General features: G+C 48.7%; 14 protein-coding genes and 2 riboswitches. Of the genes, 3 read left to right on the top strand and 11 right to left on the bottom strand.

All coding sequences use genetic code 11. The features are described 5' to 3' along the window. Positions 1-3: 3 nt before the first annotated feature. The 3 genes from proQ to rluC all read right to left on the bottom strand — a co-directional run bounded on the left by proQ (position 4) and on the right by rluC (position 2251). Positions 4-648, bottom strand: a complete 645-nt coding sequence (gene proQ / locus CBE68_RS07990; protein WP_087505558.1) for an RNA chaperone ProQ — start codon at positions 646-648, stop codon at positions 4-6. 15 nt (positions 649-663) lie between these two features. Beyond that, a complete protein-coding gene (locus tag CBE68_RS07985) occupies positions 664-1152 on the bottom strand; it encodes a GAF domain-containing protein (protein ID WP_087505654.1) in 489 nt (162 codons plus the stop codon). 148 nt (positions 1153-1300) lie between these two features. Beyond that, positions 1301-2251, bottom strand: a complete 951-nt coding sequence (gene rluC / locus CBE68_RS07980) for a 23S rRNA pseudouridine(955/2504/2580) synthase RluC (protein WP_087505557.1) — start codon at positions 2249-2251, stop codon at positions 1301-1303. 465 nt (positions 2252-2716) lie between these two features. Between rluC and rne the strand changes: the two genes are divergently transcribed. Then, the gene (gene rne / locus CBE68_RS07975; RefSeq protein ID WP_087505556.1) at positions 2717-5689 is read left to right on the top strand and encodes a ribonuclease E; all 2973 of its coding nucleotides are present in this window, start codon (positions 2717-2719) and stop codon (positions 5687-5689) included. A 172-nt stretch (positions 5690-5861) separates the two neighbouring features. Continuing rightward, the gene (locus CBE68_RS07970; RefSeq protein WP_087505555.1) at positions 5862-7526 is read left to right on the top strand and encodes a SulP family inorganic anion transporter; all 1665 of its coding nucleotides are present in this window, start codon (positions 5862-5864) and stop codon (positions 7524-7526) included. Here the strand turns inward: CBE68_RS07970 and CBE68_RS07965 are convergent. The 7 genes from CBE68_RS07965 to htpX all read right to left on the bottom strand — a co-directional run bounded on the left by CBE68_RS07965 (position 7523) and on the right by htpX (position 13478). Next, positions 7523-7906, bottom strand: coding sequence for an STAS/SEC14 domain-containing protein (locus CBE68_RS07965; protein WP_087505554.1), 384 nt, complete (start codon positions 7904-7906; stop codon positions 7523-7525). The two genes, CBE68_RS07970 and CBE68_RS07965, sit on opposite strands and share 4 nt — an antisense overlap. Before the next feature lie 164 nt (positions 7907-8070). Beyond that, positions 8071-8484, bottom strand: coding sequence for a hypothetical protein (locus CBE68_RS07960; protein WP_087505553.1), 414 nt, complete (start codon positions 8482-8484; stop codon positions 8071-8073). Between the two features lie 217 nt (positions 8485-8701). Further along, a complete protein-coding gene (locus tag CBE68_RS07955; protein WP_158100536.1) occupies positions 8702-10546 on the bottom strand; it encodes a TonB-dependent receptor domain-containing protein in 1845 nt (614 codons plus the stop codon). A gap of 31 nt (positions 10547-10577) precedes the next feature. After that, positions 10578-10750, bottom strand: a riboswitch (cobalamin riboswitch). A gap of 15 nt (positions 10751-10765) precedes the next feature. Next, positions 10766-11617 carry a cobalamin-binding protein gene (locus CBE68_RS07950; RefSeq protein WP_158100535.1) on the bottom strand — a complete coding sequence of 284 codons (852 nt, stop codon included), beginning with the start codon at positions 11615-11617 and terminating at the stop codon, positions 10766-10768. A 29-nt stretch (positions 11618-11646) separates the two neighbouring features. Further along, positions 11647-11856 (bottom strand): hypothetical protein, encoded by a 210-nt coding sequence (locus CBE68_RS18715; RefSeq protein WP_158100534.1) that lies wholly within the window; start codon positions 11854-11856, stop codon positions 11647-11649. Continuing rightward, positions 11814-11996: riboswitch (cobalamin riboswitch) on the bottom strand. (Overlaps the previous gene by 43 nt.) A gap of 40 nt (positions 11997-12036) precedes the next feature. Then, a complete protein-coding gene (locus CBE68_RS07945; RefSeq protein ID WP_087505550.1) occupies positions 12037-12525 on the bottom strand; it encodes a low molecular weight protein-tyrosine-phosphatase in 489 nt (162 codons plus the stop codon). A 74-nt stretch (positions 12526-12599) separates the two neighbouring features. Further along, a complete protein-coding gene (gene htpX / locus CBE68_RS07940; protein ID WP_087505549.1) occupies positions 12600-13478 on the bottom strand; it encodes a protease HtpX in 879 nt (292 codons plus the stop codon). 153 nt (positions 13479-13631) lie between these two features. On the opposite strand from htpX, the gene pepE reads away from it, so the two are divergent. Then, on the top strand, positions 13632-14342 hold the full coding sequence (gene pepE, locus CBE68_RS07935; RefSeq protein ID WP_087505548.1) for a dipeptidase PepE: 711 nt from the start codon (positions 13632-13634) through the stop codon (positions 14340-14342). 100 nt (positions 14343-14442) lie between these two features. Here pepE and CBE68_RS07930 read toward each other — a convergent pair whose 3' ends face one another. Beyond that, positions 14443-17475 carry a TonB-dependent receptor gene (locus CBE68_RS07930; protein WP_087505547.1) on the bottom strand — a complete coding sequence of 1011 codons (3033 nt, stop codon included), beginning with the start codon at positions 17473-17475 and terminating at the stop codon, positions 14443-14445. Positions 17476-17644 lie beyond the last annotated feature (169 nt).

Below are 17644 nucleotides of genomic sequence, written 5' to 3'. Positions count from 1 at the left end.
CTCTTATTCGGCGGCAATCACTCGGTCGTTTGCCACTTCAATGGCCATACCGGAAGCCAAAGTGACGCGAACGCTGCCCTTAAGCAGTTCAGTAATAGTGGCCTGAACTGGGTTCGACCCTACCAGTATTTGGACCGACTTCCCAACATTCAGTTCACTCTGGGCCAACGGTTTGGTCGAAACGGCAGCTTTCGGTTGAGCCTTTGGCTTATCATTACGAGGCTTGCTTGGACGTTTAGCTTTGGCTGGACGTGCTTTTCTGCCCTGCTCTTTGTCCTTTGCTTTTCTGGCCTCTGCAGCCTTCTTTTTGCGTTCGGCGATTCGAGCCTTAATTTCAACCAAACGCTCTTGAGCGTAAGTTTCATGCTCTTCGGTAACAGCATCGCCGGTGCTACCGTCTAAATTGACTCGCAGCGCTTCGGCCTTGACCGAAGCCAAATAGCGCATGCTTGAAGTATAGTGGCGAATTGCCTGACGCAACCGCGTGTTACTTATACGGTCATTGTCAGCTAATGCCTCAACCAAATCCTGAAAGATCCCAATTTTAAGCGGTTTTGCGTCACCATCTGTGACAAAACACTGAGGATATGTTTCAGCCAAAAACGCAATGATTTCGCGATTTTCTGTCAGTTTGGGCTGTTGTTCCATTAATACGTTTAACCTTTACTTTTGCGCCATTGCGCGTTTAAAAAATGGCGCCACAACTTGAGCCACTAATTGCTCAAGACCGCTTTGCTCCACTTCACTGAATCTATTTGGGCTTGGACTATCAATGTCCAACACCGCTACTACTTCGCCGTCGACCTGCACAGGGACGACGATTTCCGACTCGCTTGCGGCATCACAAGCGATATGGCCGGCAAACTGATGAACATCGGCCACCCGTTGAGTTTCACTTGTTGCCATCGCAGTGCCGCATACGCCTTTGCCTTTGGCAATACGGATACAGGCAGTTTTACCTTGAAATGGTCCTAATACAAGCTCGTCGTCATCAACTAAGTAGAATCCGCACCAATTAACATCGTCCATTAGCTCGTTGAGCAACGCACTGATGTTCGCCAAATTAGCGATGAGGTTGGGTTCACCATCTGTTAGAGCTTGAGCTTGGGCGATCGATTGTTGCCAATCAATAGCAGAAAGAGTTTCAGACATGTACTTCTTTTGTTGCATTGAATTAGTTAGCCGGCGGCATCATACCGCAGTGAAAAATGTAAGGCACCTGAAAAAACCAACAACAACACTCTATTTGCCGTATTTTTGCGCCTGTTACCATCATCCAAGGTCAATCCTTTGCCATTGATTATGTTGCCAAATCGGCCAAGACCGCTTTGAGAGTTACATCGAGTGGAGCGGTGATTTCCATCGGCTTACCAGTATTTGGATGCTTAAAGCGCAACCGTATGGCATGTAAAAATAGTCTATTGAGGCCAATGTCGGCCATTTGAGCGGTAAAATCCCTGTCGCCATATTTACTGTCGGCAGCAATAGGATGACCAGCAGCCTGGCAATGAACGCGAATTTGGTGCGTTCGACCGGTCACCGGAAAGGCCTCAACTAACGTTGCTTTATTATATCGCTGCTCGACCTTGTATCGGGTCAATGCTGCCTTACCCTGGTCATCAACACGAACCATACGCTCGCCGGATTTAAGCGTGTTTTTCATTAAAGGCGCATTAACCTTATTGCGCCTTGCCGGCCAGTGCCCTTTCACCAAGCACCAGTAGTATTTTTCGACCTCTTTGTCGCGTAGCATTCGGTGCAGTTCACGCAAGGCACTGCGCTTTTTGGCAACGACTAAGCAACCGGAGGTGTCGCGATCGAGGCGATGAACCAATTCCAGGAAACGAGCATCTGGGCGCAACGCTCGCAGCGCTTCAATGGCACCAAACGAAAGACCACTACCACCGTGCACGGCCAGACCTGAAGGCTTATTGAGGACAATTAAGTGGTCGTCCTCAAACATAATGTGCTTTTCCAGATCTTTTACTTTGTTTAGTTTCGAAGATGGCACCGGATCGGGCCGGTCTGCTAAGCGCACCGGCGGTATTCGTACGACGTCATCAGGTTGCAATTTATAGTCGGGCTTGCAACGCTTTTTATTCACTCGTACTTCGCCCTTACGAACAATTCGATACACCAAGCTTTTCGGCGCACCCTTCAATTGTGTGATTAGAAAGTTGTCGATTCGTTGGCCAGCCATATCTGCGCTGATCGTCACAAAAGCAACTTTTGTAGTATTGGTATCTGTCATAGGCGCGCAAGTTTAGCACCGAATGGTGATCTGCTGAATTGATTTTGGGTTGCTATCCACAGGTTTATCACCGACAATGTGCCGCTGAAACTGCCTCTGACACAAGCAGTTGTGTCGGCCGATGGTGCACTTTTACACACGAGACCGAGTCATGCTGGACTCTACCAAAGCGTCTCAATGACACCATAACGCCCGACAAAATAACGATTTAATAAAGAAATAGTCGCCACCAGAACATGGCGTAATAGACGAGTTCTGAGAAATTTTTTGCAGCTGCACAGCAGCTGATTTGCCGTGTAGCCATTAATTGCTACACCACAATTAGAATAAAATTTGGTTGCCTCTCGCACGCCCCCAAGCATCGTTCCAACCGTGAGGTTGTCGAGATTGGACCCGGGGCTAGGCCCTGAACACGTTTTTTACGTGCACGTTTTGCTGTGGCTAAATTAAGAGATTTAGTCATTTATGAAACGTATGCTAATTAACGCAACCCAGCAGGAAGAAATCCGGGTTGCATTGGTCGATGGCCAACGCCTGTACGATCTAGATATCGAAGGTGCTGGACAAGACCAGAAAAAAGCCAACATTTACAAGGGTAAGATTACCCGTATTGAGCCTAGCCTCGAAGCCGCATTTGTTGACTATGGTGCTGAGCGCCATGGCTTCCTGCCAATGAAAGAAATTGCTCGCGAATACTTCCCTGAGGGCTATTCCTTTCAAGGCCGTCCAAATATCAAGGACGTCGTCAAAGAAGGCCAAGAGCTGATCATTCAGGTAGATAAAGAAGAGCGCGGTAACAAAGGTGCCGCATTGACAACCTTTATCAGCCTAGCGGGTAGCTATTTAGTCTTAATGCCAAACAACCCTCGTGCTGGCGGTATTTCTCGCCGCATTGAAGGTGACGAGCGCACTGAGCTGAAAGAAGCGTTGAGTCAGCTGGAACTGCCGAAAGGCATGGGCCTGATCGTTCGTACTGCAGGTGTCGGCAAATCAGCCGAGGAACTGGCTTACGACTTACAGACCTTGTTGACGCATTGGGGGCAAATCAAACAAGTAGCTGATGAGCGCCCTTCACCATTATTGATTCACCAAGAAAGCGACGTCATCGTTCGCGCGATTCGTGATTACTTGCGCCGCGACGTCGGTGAAATCCTGATCGACAACGACGCCTTATTCAACAAAGCCTTAGAACATGTAAAAACGGTACGCCCAGACTTTGCCAACCGCGTGAAGAAGTATCAAGGCGAAGTACCGTTATTCTCGCACTACCAAATTGAAAGCCAAATTGAGTCTGCATTCCGTCGCGAAGTCAGTCTACCATCAGGCGGATCAATTGTTATTGACCCGACAGAAGCACTGACCTCCATTGATATCAACTCAGCGCGAGCAACCAAAGGCACTGATATCGAAGAAACCGCGTTCCAAACCAATTTGGAAGCGGCTGATGAAATCGCCCGTCAGCTTCGCCTGCGCGACGTTGGCGGTTTGATTGTCATCGACTTCATCGATATGACCCCAGCACGCCATCAACGCGAAGTTGAAAACCGCTTACGTGAAGCAGTACGTGCTGACCGTGCCCGCGTTCAAATCGGCCGTATTAGCCGCTTTGGCTTAATGGAGATGTCACGACAAAGACTTCGCGCATCGTTGGGTGAGCAAACTCATCACGTTTGCCCACGTTGTTCTGGTAGTGGTCACATTCGCGGTGACGAGTCACTGGCGCTATCGGTACTTCGATTAATCGAAGAAGAAGCACTGAAAGACAATTCTTCGCAAATTCAGGCCCAAGTTCCCGTTAGTGTCGGCACGTTTTTGTTAAACGAAAAGCGGCCAGCAATTCGCCAAATTGAAAAGCGCAATAAAGTGTCAGTGGTGATTATTCCAAATCCACACATGGACACGCCGCACTATGATGTGCAACGCCTACGTCAAAACGAAGAGATTACCGATGCAAGCTACAGCTTGGTAAAAGCGCCAGAACTTGACGAGATGGCCAGCCAGTTACGCGGTGAGTCAGCGGTAGAAAAGCGTGAGCAACCTGCACTGTCGGGCATGGTCGCACCAGCTGAAGCGGCGCCTTCGCCACTGAAAGCTGCCAAACCAGCGAAGAAAAAGCCTCAAGCTCAGAAACAGCAAGTTGGCTTAATCGCTCGTTTATTCGCTTTCATCGCCTCTATCTTTGGCAGCGACGAACAGCAACCTAAAAAGAAAAAGGGCAACCGCCAAGGTGGCAATGACCGTAATCGTGGCAAACGCAACAACCGCGATGATCGTAACCGCAATCGTCGTCGGCCACAGAAAAACAAGCAAGGCAATAAAGAAGCCGCTGCCAGCGAAGTAAAAGAGCAAGATAAAGAGCAGTCTCAGCAGCCTAAAGCTGAAAACAAACGCGGCCGCGGGCGCAACCGCAATCGTCGCAAAGAGCAAGCTACTGATTCCAAGGCCAGCCAAACAGGTACTGAAGAGGCGCAGAGTGAAACTCAGGAATCGCCGAAACAGAAACAAGTAAAAGCTCGTCGTCAACGCCGTGACTTGCAAAAGAAAGTGCGTTTGCAGCAAGGCGACTCACCAGCAACAAAAGCGCCAGCAGCTGAAAACGAGCCACAGGAGCAAACTGCTACAGAGTCGACAGAAGCCGCAGCACCACAAACGAAACCGACACGTCAACGTCGTCAACGTCGTCGCAAGCCACAACAAGGCCAGCAAAAACCTGCTGTCGAGGCAGAAATCGACGCTCGCTATCCGGCAGAAGATGAGCAAGCTGCTCAGGCTGACAGTACACAAGCCGCAAGTTCACCGGTAACAGACGAGCAAAACGTGGTAGCGACGGTCGAGGCTGATGCACAGGCGAAAGACGCGACCCGCAAGGCAATTGAAGCAGCGTTAGCGGCAAAGCAGAATGATGAAACTGCAGAGTCAGAACCTGCTCAGCAGCCGTCTTCAGAACCACAGGTGGTAACTGAAGAGCCGCAACCAACGCCTGTTCAACAAGAACTGGATATTGCGCCAGAGGTCGAGGCAGTAGCTAAAGTTGAAGCTCAACCTGTAGCAGCAGCTCCCGCTGCTGAAGTAACAGCAGATGCCCAGCAACCAGAAGCTGCCCAAGAGCCAGAACAAGTTGCTATTGAACCTGTGAAGGTCGCTGACAAGCCAGCTTCGACTAAAGCACCTGAGCCAACAGCGTCAATTGAAACTGATAACTCATCAGAGCAGGTTGAGGCTCAAGCAGAGGCCATTACTGTGAGTCAGGTTTCACATTACTTTGACCGCGCAACAAGCGCGCCAATGGCTAAACCGGCATTTGCCGATGCTGAACCGTTTGATACCACACAGCTCAGCAAACGCTTCGGCCAGCCAGCTACCGGTGAACTCGTTAATCGCGGTAGTCACAATGTGACCAACCATGCGTCAGCACCGATGACTAGACCTGTTCAGTAACTTGTTGCAGACGTAATCAATGTCAAAAGCCACCTTCGGGTGGCTTTTTTAATGGCGCGACGAACCAGCGCATAGTTATATCTATACTAAGTTTTTACCTATATATGAGCCCGTGACATTCGCATTAATGACTTGTTGCTAGCTGAGTCCGACTTCAAGATCAGGTCAAATCATGTCAACTACAACCCGTTCAACCTTACAAGGTGATATCTATGGTGGCTTAACCGCAGCAGTCGTTGCTCTGCCTTTGGGTATCGCATTTGGGGTGTCATCAGGCGCAGGCGCGATCACCGGTTTATACAGCGCCATCATTGTTGGGTTCTTTGCTTCGCTGTTTGGTGGTACCAAAACCCAAGTATCGGGTCCGACCGGACCAATGACCGTTGTTATGGCTGGTGTCATTAGTCATTACATCAACGTTGACCCAAATACCGGTCCGGCAATTGCTTTTACTGTCGTTATGCTCGCTGGCCTATTCCAAATCGCATTCGGCGTACTCAAATTTGGACGTTACATCATCATGGTGCCCTACACCGTCGTTTCGGCATTCATGAGCGGCATCGGCATTATCATTATAGTCCTGCAGTTAGGTCCGTTAATGGGCGGCGATGCGGGTGCTAACGTCACAGCTGCATTGCTTGATCTTCCTCATACTTGGCAGCAAGGATCTGTGCCTGCGCTCATCTTAGGGGCAGCGGGCTTACTGCTGCTGTTCTGCTGGCCGTCGCGCTGGCAACGTCTGCTGCCCGCGCCTTTAGCCTGTCTGATTATTGCGACAATCGCGTCACTGATTATCCCAGCATTGCCGGAGATCCCCCGAGTGGGTGAAATACCTTCAGGCTTGCCTCAGTTGCATATTCCGACATGGAGTCCTGAACTCATTCAAAACATGCTTGTTTCGGCTTTGCTGCTGGCCGCTTTAGGTAGTATCGACTCGCTATTAACATCCTTGGTCGCAGATAACATGACCGGCAGTTATCACAACGCCGATAGAGAGCTCATCGGACAAGGCATCGGAAATACATTTGCAGGATTGTTTGGCGCTTTACCTGGTGCTGGCGCCACGATGCGAACCGTAGTCAACATTAATGCCGGCGGCCGCAACAAGTGGTCGGGGATGTTTCATTCGATGGTATTGCTTGCAGCAGTACTCGGCGCAGGTTCTCTTGCCGAAAAGATCCCCCAGACAGTACTTGCAGCAATTCTCATCAAAGTCGGAATTGATATCGTGGACTGGCGTTACCTCAAGCGGTCTTGGCACTTTCCGTTTGAGAGCAACTTGCTACTCTACGCCGTCTTACTGATGACCGTGTTCGTTGATTTAATCACTGCGGTGCTTGTTGGGGTGTTTATTGCCAACATGCTAACGATAAAAAAGCTGGCAAAATTTCAGTTAAACGAAGTGCAACTCAAAACAATGTCGATCGCAGAATTGTACGATTCCGAGTGCCAAGTCGAACACAACTCGGCCGATGGTAAACCTGTTTTGTTAATGGACATCAATGGGCCTCTTAGCTATGCAATTGGCCGAGAGTTTCGTCAGCGCTTTGCTGCTAGTGGTCAACATGATGCGCTAGTCATCGATCTTAGTAAGGCTCAAATTGTTGGCCTGTCAACGGCCACCATCTTGATCGACTTGATTGAGTTCGAACAAGGTGATGGCAAATCAGTTTTGCTCGTAGCGCCGAACGACGTGGCAAAGTCAAAGCTGGAAAGACTTGGTTTGTGGCAGTTTATTGTGCCACAGCAGTTAGTCGAGAGTCGCGACCAGGCGGCATCGTATCTGTTAAGTATTCAGCAATCACCCATGCGAAGTTCATGTTCTACAAACCACTAACAAAAGCCCTTATCGTTCAACCAATCTAACGCTTCTGCCTCGGTTTCAAAAAAACGTGATTCAGTGTTCGGCAATGCAGTGTGTAATTGTTGAATAAAGAACTGTTGTAGCTGCTTGCTACAAACCACAGCTTCAAATTGTTGGTTGTTGGCAGCGCACCAGTGGTTGACCTCGAAAATGGGCTCCATGACTTCAGGGCCACCTAAACCCCAATCTCGCAAATCAACCAGGCAAGCCCAAGGCTTTGCTGCCAACGTTTGAGCCAACTCTAAAAAGTCGCGACACATACTTTCAGCCGTTTCACGATTCCAAGCAGCCGTAAAACGGACAATGATTGTTCGGTCGCGAAGCTCTAGTTGATAGCTACCATGTTGTTTCATCCACGCTTCCCTAACATTTATACCTACTCCTATTTATTCGCCCAAACGCCATAGAATGTTCAGTTTGACTGACAAATAAATCGATTAGTAGTTGTTGGCCAACTGACAAACACAAAAAAGCCACCGCTAGAGGTGGCTGTTTCAATATTCGATGGGTTAACGTTTTAACGTTGCGCTAGCTGATGCTGACGATACAGGGTCACTAGCGAGCCATCGCTATTACGATAGGTCAGAAGATCATCGTTCACTTCGATGATTTCATCACACCATGAGCTACCGATAGGCATTAATTCTGGGTGACTTGAATTGGTAACAGTCAGGCAGTTACTGACATCGAATTTCTGTTTGACGTTGTAAAACGCCTCTATCTCGTAGCGAATGTCTGTCTGTGGTACGGTGCCCCAAGAGCGCGTACTGCCATCAGAATAATATTGATCAAAACCCCAAAACGTTTCGCCGCCGTCATCTGAACTACCCCAGATACCAACTAGTTTTTGTGGGTCGATCGGTTGCGCAGATGCCACTGGGGTATTAACCAGCGCAATCAAACTGACGATAACAGCAGCAACTAACTTCATGATGGCGTCCTTCAAAATGCTCAGCTCGGTCTATCTGGACCGTTGAGCGGTGACTTCGAGCGCCAATTTATAATTGCAGTCAGTTAAAATCTGCGACCCGGATCGTGGTTCAAACAGCCTGTTAAAATCTCATTAGGCAATTGTGAACAAGATCTCAATTGGTTAAAAAAAAGCCGCTTGAAATAGCGGCTTTTTCAGAATAGTGGTTGAGCACGGTTTAGTTATTGGCAAATTCTACAGTCAAGAAATACTGCGCGCCGGGCACATTGTAACCCACTGCCGAAGCATAGTTTTCGTCGAAAACATTGTCGGCCTTGGCACGGAGTACCCATTGTTTGCTGAGGTGGTAACTCAATGCGAGGTCGACAGTTTGGTAAGCCTTCAATCTTTCACCAGCATCATTTCGTTCGCCCACGTAGTCGTAAGCGAATAATAGATCGACGTTTTGCCAACTAACGCTGGCCTGATAACCTGCGGTTTTGTGCGGCCGTCGGTTGAGTTGACTGCCAGTGCCATCGTCGGTCGCGTCCATGTAGGAAAGCGCTAATTGATGATCGATACCCAATAAACTGGTTATTGCGGTCACTTCGCCGCCTTTGATCGTTGCGCTATCAACATTCTGTGGTGAACAGTTCCAATTTTCATCACAGACATAACCATCGATTAAGTCATCAATCTCGGTTCTGTACAGACTTGCATCCACTGCGATACTGGCAAAGTCAGAGCGCAACAACAACTCGTAGCTATCCGATGTTTCAGGTTTTAAATCTGGGTTGCCGGCAAAACCAAAGGATTCAGGATAATACAGGTCGTTAAATGTCGGCGCTTTGAACGCATGTCCGGCGGTCAACCCGATCGTCAGCTGCGAGCTAAACCGATAACCAAAGCTGGCATTGTAAGTCACTTCGGAGTCGACTTTTTCAACGTCATCGTAACGCAACGCTGCTTCGGCAAGCCAATCGCCAGTGTCATAAGATGCATGACCAAACACGGCCCATGTATCGCGCTCTTCGACAGTAAAGTCACTGGTCGCTTTAACCTCATCGCGGTACCAATCTGCGCCACCGGTGAGGGTTAATGTAGATGTCAATGCATAGCGGTTAACGCTGGTGACTTGGCTGCGGCGCGTTTCAAAACTGGACTTGTCCTCAACTAGATCGCCGCTAAAGAAGTCAAAGTAATCAATGAAGCTAATCTGGCTGTCGCGACTTTGTGCAACAGTAAAGTCACTTCGCAGGGCGCCACTATCATAACTGGTGTTCAACATTAACAAGTGATTGCGGTAGTCCTGTCGGTTATCGACACCGAAACTATCGTAATCGAGGCTACCATCATCAAGTTGCGCGACCCAATCTAAGGTTACCGCCTGATTAATTGCATAGTCACCGCGTAACGCCGCTGACCAGTTATCGTAGCCATCGTCATCATCTTCACCATCGTCACGGACATCAAAGCCATCGCTATCTTCATAGCTAAGGGCAATGGTAGAACTACCCGTTTGGTAGCCAATGCCCACAGCGCTATTCAGACTCTTGTACGAATCAGAACCAGCTTGGGCGGCCAACTGATATTGACCATCATCGAGACGACGGGTGTAAATGTGAATCACACCGCCGAGTGCTTCCGAGCCCCACAACGCTGCGCGCGGCCCCTTTAATACCTCAATACGCTCAATTTGCTGAACCGGAATGGTTGATAGTTCCTTGTAGCCCAAGGTTGCCGAGCCGACCCGAACACCATCGACCAAAATCAAAGTATGATTGGAGTTAGTACCGCGAGTGAAGACACTAGACTGCTGCCCTGCACCGCCGAGTTGGGCGATATCAACGCCGGCAATCGGTGCGAGCGCATCGGCGATAGACTTGGCTTGCATTGCAGCGAGATCAGACCGATCGATAACAGCCACTTGAGCAATGATTTGCTCGCTATCAACCGGCATACGACTGCCCGTCACAATGAGTCGCTCAGTGCCATCGTCGGCGACACTGGCAAATGAAGCAGTCGCCAATGCAGTGGTAATTGCTAACGCGAGTGAACGTTTGTGTTTCCCTATAACTATCATATATTTTCTGAAGCACCCTCCGTACTTCATCCTGTGTTGTTATATTTAGGCCGGTCTCCGGGCTGCTGCTATTCACGTTGTACCTTCCCAGTTATTTAACCAGTGGTCTTCACAACGCATCACAGTTACCGTTGCGGGGGCAGCGTTGGTCTCCCACCAACTTCCCGTTTCACCCTTACGGGCACCTAAAATCTAGAATCTAGCGACTGATTGTCGCTACTACTGTTGTGCCACCGAGCGATACAAATTGCGAAAGTGATCGACTCGTTGACATAACCGTTCTGCTTCATCAAGTGCTCTGGGTGTCATTCGATGAAGTTGATCGGAATCCGGATAAAGCATGGCTTGATTCGCAACCGCTGGAATTTGCGGCCACTTTTGCCAGTTGGTCAGCTCTATGCCTCGGGCTGAGTCCTTCGGTTGAATAATCAGCTGTGGTCGCGCACCAACCACATGTTCAACGCTGACGTGGGGATACTCACCAATGGCATTGAGAAAAACATTGGTTACACCACATAGCTCTAAGCTTTGTTGTGGCCAACTGCCTTTACCAACAGTGGTTAGTGGTTGCGGCCATAATTCATAAAAAGCCGTTAGTTTGGCTTTGCTTTGGAATTGCTGCCGCACTCTAGCCAGTTGCTGGTTGAACGATTGTGCTAGCTGATGGGCTTGGTCCATTCGGCCTAACAACTGACCTAGCTGAATCAATGCCGTTGCGACATCATCATAATTGTTGATGTCCTGCCAATGAACCGCCAGACCCAATGCTTCGAGCCGCTTCACCGCTTGCGGTGACGTACCACCACGCCAAGCCAACACCAGATCTGGCTTTAATGCCAAAACTTGTTCCATATTGATTTGGGCATAGTTACCCACTGTTGGTAGCAGCAGTGCCTCGGCAGGGAAATTAGAATGCTCGACAACACCAACGAGTTGTTGGCCGCCACCAAGCGCATAGATAAGTTCCACAAGATTCGGTGCCAGAGCAATAATTCTCGCTGGCGGCGATTGGTTACTAGCGAGTGCTGTCAGCTTGCTGTCGGATATGGTGGCTGCAACAGGAGCTGCCATTAGAATGCAAACCAAGGCAAAGACTGTGCTTAGTAAATGCTGAATATGTCGGTTGCCGGATCGATGCCCAAACACCATAAGCCTTCTCTGAATAACACTAACGTCACCAAAGGGCCGAACGACAAGGCACATATCCGCCGCTGAGCGAACAATCGCTCAGCAGAGATGATCAGCGCCAAGTTACCCGCTTGGTGATACCAAAAAGAGGTCGATGGCAGGTCTCCTGGCTCAACGGGCACAACCAATAAGCGCCTTCCCAACGTTTATTGCCGTCAGTGGCGTGTGCTTATCAGACCGTTATACAGTTGCGGGAACAGCTGCGGTCTTTCACCGCATTCCCTATTAAACTCTTGCGAGTACCATTTGCGCCGTTTTATACCCTAGCGCTAACGAAACTGCAACAAACTAAGGGGCTTAACCTAACGTTGCGATTGAATGATGTGCTGTACTAAGCCTTGACTGGCATCTTCAATTAAATCCAGTACAAGTTCAAAACCACGTTGGCCACCATAATAGGGATCCGGCACTTCGCTGTATTTTTGTTGCTCAGAGAAATCGAGCATTAACACCACTTTGTCGCGTAGTGACTCATCTGGGCAAAGTGCGATTAAGTCTTCATAGTTGGCTTGATCCATCGCTAACAATAAATCGAAATGTTCAAAATCCTCAACCACAACACGGCGAGAACGAATCGATTCAAAGTCATAACCGCGCGCTTGACCTGCTTCCATGCTTCTTGGATCGGGCTTTTTACCGACGTGGTAGCCAATAGTACCGGCACTATCGATATGAACGGTAACTTGATGTTGCGCCGCATGTTGACGGAATACCGCCTCGGCAGTGGGCGAGCGGCATATATTGCCCATGCAAACCATAAGAACTGAGTCGATTCGTTTGTTGGTTGTCATCCGAAAAGCACCTGTAAAAAAACTCCCGACAAGCGGGAGTTTATATCTTAGTTTCTAGCTTCAATAAAGTGCTTCTAGCGAGCAGCTTCTAACGCAGCAATGCGTTTTTCGATCGGTGGGTGGCTCATAAACAGTTCCGCCATGCTAGATTTACCATTGATGCAAAACGCCGCTAACTGTCCTTCCATTTGCGGTTCGTGGCTGCGACTTAGGCGACGTAGCGCTTTAATCATGGTTTGATTACTGGTGAGATAGGCTCCGCCAGCATCGGCTATGTATTCTCGGCGCCGCGAGAACCACATCACGATAATACTAGCCAGCAAACCGAAAACAATTTCCAGCACAATAACCACACCTGTGTACGCCAACCATCCCAAGCCCTGGCCATCTTCATCATTGCGAGCGACCGCAGAGCTAATTGCCTGGGCAATCAAGCGCGCTAAGAAGATAACGAAGGTGTTTACGATGCCCTGAATTAGCGTCATGGTCACCATATCACCATTGGCAACGTGGCTTACTTCATGGCCCAGTACTGCTTCAACTTCATCTTTGTCCATTGACGTCAGTAAGCCGGTCGAAACAGCCACCAACGAATTGTTCTTGCTAGGGCCGGTGGCGAATGCGTTCATATCGGGTGAATCGTAAATTGCCACTTCCGGCATGGCGATGCCGGCAGTGCGCGCCTGACGCTCTACCGTTTCGACTAACCAGCGTTCGGCGTCATTCCGCGGTTGCTCGATAACATGAGCACCTGTCGAACGTTTGGCCATCCATTTACTCATGTAAAGGCTGACAAACGCACCACCAAAACCAAACAAACCAGCAAAAATAGCGAGTCCGGTAATGCTACGAGTATCTTGAATGCCAAACAGAGCAAAAATAATGTTGAGTGCAATACTAAACACCACCATCACTGCAATGTTGGTCAATAAAAACAAAGCTATACGCTTCATGGCTTCCTCATCCAGTCACTTTATTTATGGGTATAAAACAGATAATTGGGGAACTAGTGCAGAGTTTCAAGGCTTGTCATTCAGGTTTTGTTTCTGGAGCCACTCCCTGCTTATGGTAACCTAACTACTCTGACAGAGTTTTCTGAATCTAATATGAACAATAAACATTTGTTACTATTGAGCGCCTCTCGCGCTGGCAATACACCATACTTATCCCACGCCCTGCCCCTGATCAAACCACTGATTGATGCCTCGATTAAGCGCATCGTTTTTATCCCGTATGCTGGCGTGACGGTGACACATAGCGATTACACCGACATGGTACAGCAAGCCCTGGCTCCGCTAGCTGTCGAAATTCGCAACATCGATGACTATGACAAACCCGATCAAGCGATCTTTGACGCCGATGCAGTGTTTGTTGGCGGCGGCAATACCTTTCGCTTACTCGAGCGCTTGTATGCATTGCAGTTAATGGAGCCTTTGAAAATTCGCGTTAACGAGGGCATGCCGTATGTTGGTTGGAGCGCTGGTTCAAATATCGCCGGACCCACGATCCGTACCACCAATGACATGCCGATTATCGAACCGCCAAGTTTAGCAGCGCTCGATTTTGTGCCATTCCAACTCAATCCACACTACACCGAGTGGAAACCAGATGAACACAACGGTGAAACCCGCTTGCAACGCTTGACAGAATACTTGGCGCTGAATCCAACTGAGCGTGTGCTGGCGATGCCAGAAGGTAACGGTTTGTTAGTTAGCGGCAATCAGGCACAAATCATTGGCGAGCCAACAAGTTACTGGATAACGGTCGGCGGCGCAAAAACTGCCATTGCAACCAACAGTGCTTTTACGCTTGCCTAGTTAGGTTGTGCTCTAAATTCCTTCGCTAAAAGTAAAGTTACGACAAACAAGAAAGCGAGCCATAAAGGCTCGCTTGTTACTAGTCTAAGTGCTCGTCAAGTTAGAACTTGGCGCGGACACCAAGGGTATAACGGCGGTCAGCTTCGGTATTGCGGAAGTCATGACCCTGAGCCGTGGTGTAGATCAGCGGCTCACCAGTCAAGTTCACGACGTTACCGACAACAGTCCAAGTCTCGTCAATGTCGTAGCTGGCAGAGTAATCCCACTGGCCACGAGCTTCGCGGTAGACGTTACCAGCCGTTGGGTCATAGTTGTCAGCATCAGGGTCAGTTCTGTTGAAGTCTGAGCCATAACCCTTCTTACCACCTTGCCAGGTACGTTTGCCGTAATCTTCTTCATCCATGAATTCGTCACGCCAGTTATAAGCTAAACGAGTTTGGAACCCTTCCCACTCCCAGTACAACTGGAAGTTGAACGCATGCTCAGAGATGTTCTCCAATGGCAGCTTGTTAGGCTGTTCACTGTCTGCATAGGTGTAGTTGGTGACAATACCTAATCCAGCCCAAGGGCCAGGCAAGAAATCGAAGGTTTGCTGATAGGCCAGTTCGACACCATAAACTTCACCACTACCACCGTTGGTTTCACGGCTAATGGTAATACCAGTCAAGCCTTGGTTACGCAGGTCTTCAACGATTTGTTCGCCGCCAACGGTATCACCAGGTAGGGTGTTTACTTCACTTTGGCTTTGGCCTGCTTCATCGAGAATACAGATGTTCGGCCACTCTTCACCAACAGATTGGTCATTGATTGTTCGAGAATTAGCTTCACAATTACTTACGGGTACTGTGAACGATTCAACGTCTTTGTAGAACACCGCAGCCGAAACCATGCCACCTTCACCAAAATAGTGTTCAACGGACAAGTCATATTGAGTGACACGTTTTGGATCGAGGTCGTAAGAGCCTTGAGTGCCATCAATCAAAGTCATACCGATATCAAACGCCGGGCTTAAGTCACCAAAATCAGCACGGCGCATTACTTTCGCTGCGGCAAAACGAGCAATAGTATCGTCATCGATGGACCAGTTAACGTTCAAGCTAGGCAAGAAATCAGAGTACTCATTGGTACCAGTAAGCTTGTTACCTTTAACAGAAAGGTTCTTGTCTTGTTCTAAGAGAACGGCCAACTCTTCATCTGAGTAGTCGTGGATAATGGTAGAATCCAGATCAGTTTCCACGTAGCGACCACCAAGAACGGCGGTTACTTCGTCGAAGTCCAAGTGGAACTGCAAGTAAACTGCGCGAGTGTCCTCTTCAATGAATTTCCACTCATCTTCAAGGTTAGTCATGTTGTCAGCCAAGGAACCTGTCGTCGCGTAGGTCGTACCTGCCAACCACTGTTGCATTCTTGAGAACGCACCTTCTGGATCGTTGCTCAGCAAGTTTGCTTTGTAAGCAGCGAAGGGACCGGTCAGAGAATTTGGACCATAACCATCAATTTGATCAAATTGATTTTTATAAGTCACTTCATGAATTGCATCAGCAAAAATTGGATCGTCAATAAATGCAGGTGTTACGTATTGGCCATCTTTATCGCCACCCACATATTTGGCCTTCTTATAGGCATCCTTAAAAGTACTGCCATTGGCGTTTTGAAGCTCAGCAGTTTGGAATTCGTACTCACGGTTAGTGACTCGAACACCAGTCTTCACTTGAGAAATCCAATCTACCCCCATCGGCTCAGCGTATTCCAAGTCAAAGCGAACGGCTGTCTCGTCGTTTTCCGTTTTTGCCGTGTCGTAGAACATTTCACGAATCGCTTGGCCGTCAGCACTAGTCATTGCTGTTGGGTCGCTATAAACGATACCGGGCAGTTTGTCGCTCTTGAAGCTCAGGTCCGCGTCAATTCTATTCATGTAGCTGCCAGGACTAACGAATGGGTCATCTGCATAGGCAGCCTCATAGGCTTCGCGGTCAACAGGGCGCAAGTTCAGTTGTGAATCAACAGAGTTCTCTTCTGAGCCTGTAATCGCAACTTCACCGAACATGCGTATTTGATCAGTCAGCTGCCAATCACCGCCAAGCGCGTGAGAGTAGCTTTCGTTTTCATCAAAGTCGCTTTCGGTCTTGTTCAAAACAAACGCATTCAATAGCGTGTATTCCATCAACTGACCTGAGCCACTTTGATATGTATTTGCGTTAGCAACTGGGCTAGTCACCACGTCGAGTACGTCGTGCGCTTCCTGACCACCTTCAAGCTCTGAGTAGCTCAAATCTAAGTAGATGTTGCCTTCGTTAGATTGTGGCGCCCATTGCAGTGATAAACCATATGCAGTGCGCTCGCGAGACTCTTCTTTCATCCGAACCGTGTTTTCACTGCGAACAGTAAAGGTGTCGTTTGGACCATTACCGACTTCATCAAAACCTTCGATGCTGTCGTAGGAGTTCATCTTGGTTTGGAATTCGTCCTGACGAATTTCACGGTCGAGGTATGAAACAACGAAACTCGCACCGAACAGGCCATTGTCACCCAAGTCCCAGTTAGAACCGGCAGCTGCGGTAACTTTAGGCGCCCAGTTTTCAGTTTTGTCGGCATACTCGGCATCGACCGTAATCGCTACCATTGGCTCTTGCAGTTCAAGAGGACGAATCGTTTGCATGTTGACCGTACCACCTAAGGCACCTTCAATCATGTCAGCCGTAGGCGACTTAACAACCGATACGGTTTTCAAAAAGCTTGATGGAAAATCAGAAAGCGAGATACCGCCACGGCCACTACCCGAGGTAGAGCGCCCATTTAACTCAACGCGGTTTTCGTCAATACCACGAATCGTTACGTTCTCACCGACACCAAAGTCAGATTTAATTGATACACCGGTAATACGCTGTAACGCTTCAGCAATGTTGTTATCTGGAAGCTTACCGATGTCTTCGGCTACAACCGCGTCAACAATCTGATCAGAGTACCGCTTTTGGCGCGCAGACTCGGCCAAACTGCCAGAGATGCCACGGACCTGAATAATCTCGACGTCGTCAGATTGTTCTTCAGCGTTTGCTGCAATGCCAGTAGACATAAAGCCAATTGTCGATGCCGTTATCACCGACGCTGCAATTTTTGAAAGTTTAAATTGCATTCCTTTTCCCCTTGTTAGGTGGCTCTTGTTTTGTAGTGTGATATCCATCCAAGCCACTTTTTTGAAAAGTTAGTGTGTTGTTTCGAACCAAAAAACTTGTTGGAAGAAATCGAGGAAATAGTTTCACAGCACGATCAACTGTTCAACCAACCGGTAACAACACATAAAC

It is taken from the genome of Neiella marina (genome assembly GCF_002165625.1).
GTDB classification, from domain to species: Bacteria; Pseudomonadota; Gammaproteobacteria; order Enterobacterales; family Neiellaceae; genus Neiella; species Neiella marina.
This window is presented reverse-complemented; position numbering and strand designations above follow the sequence as displayed.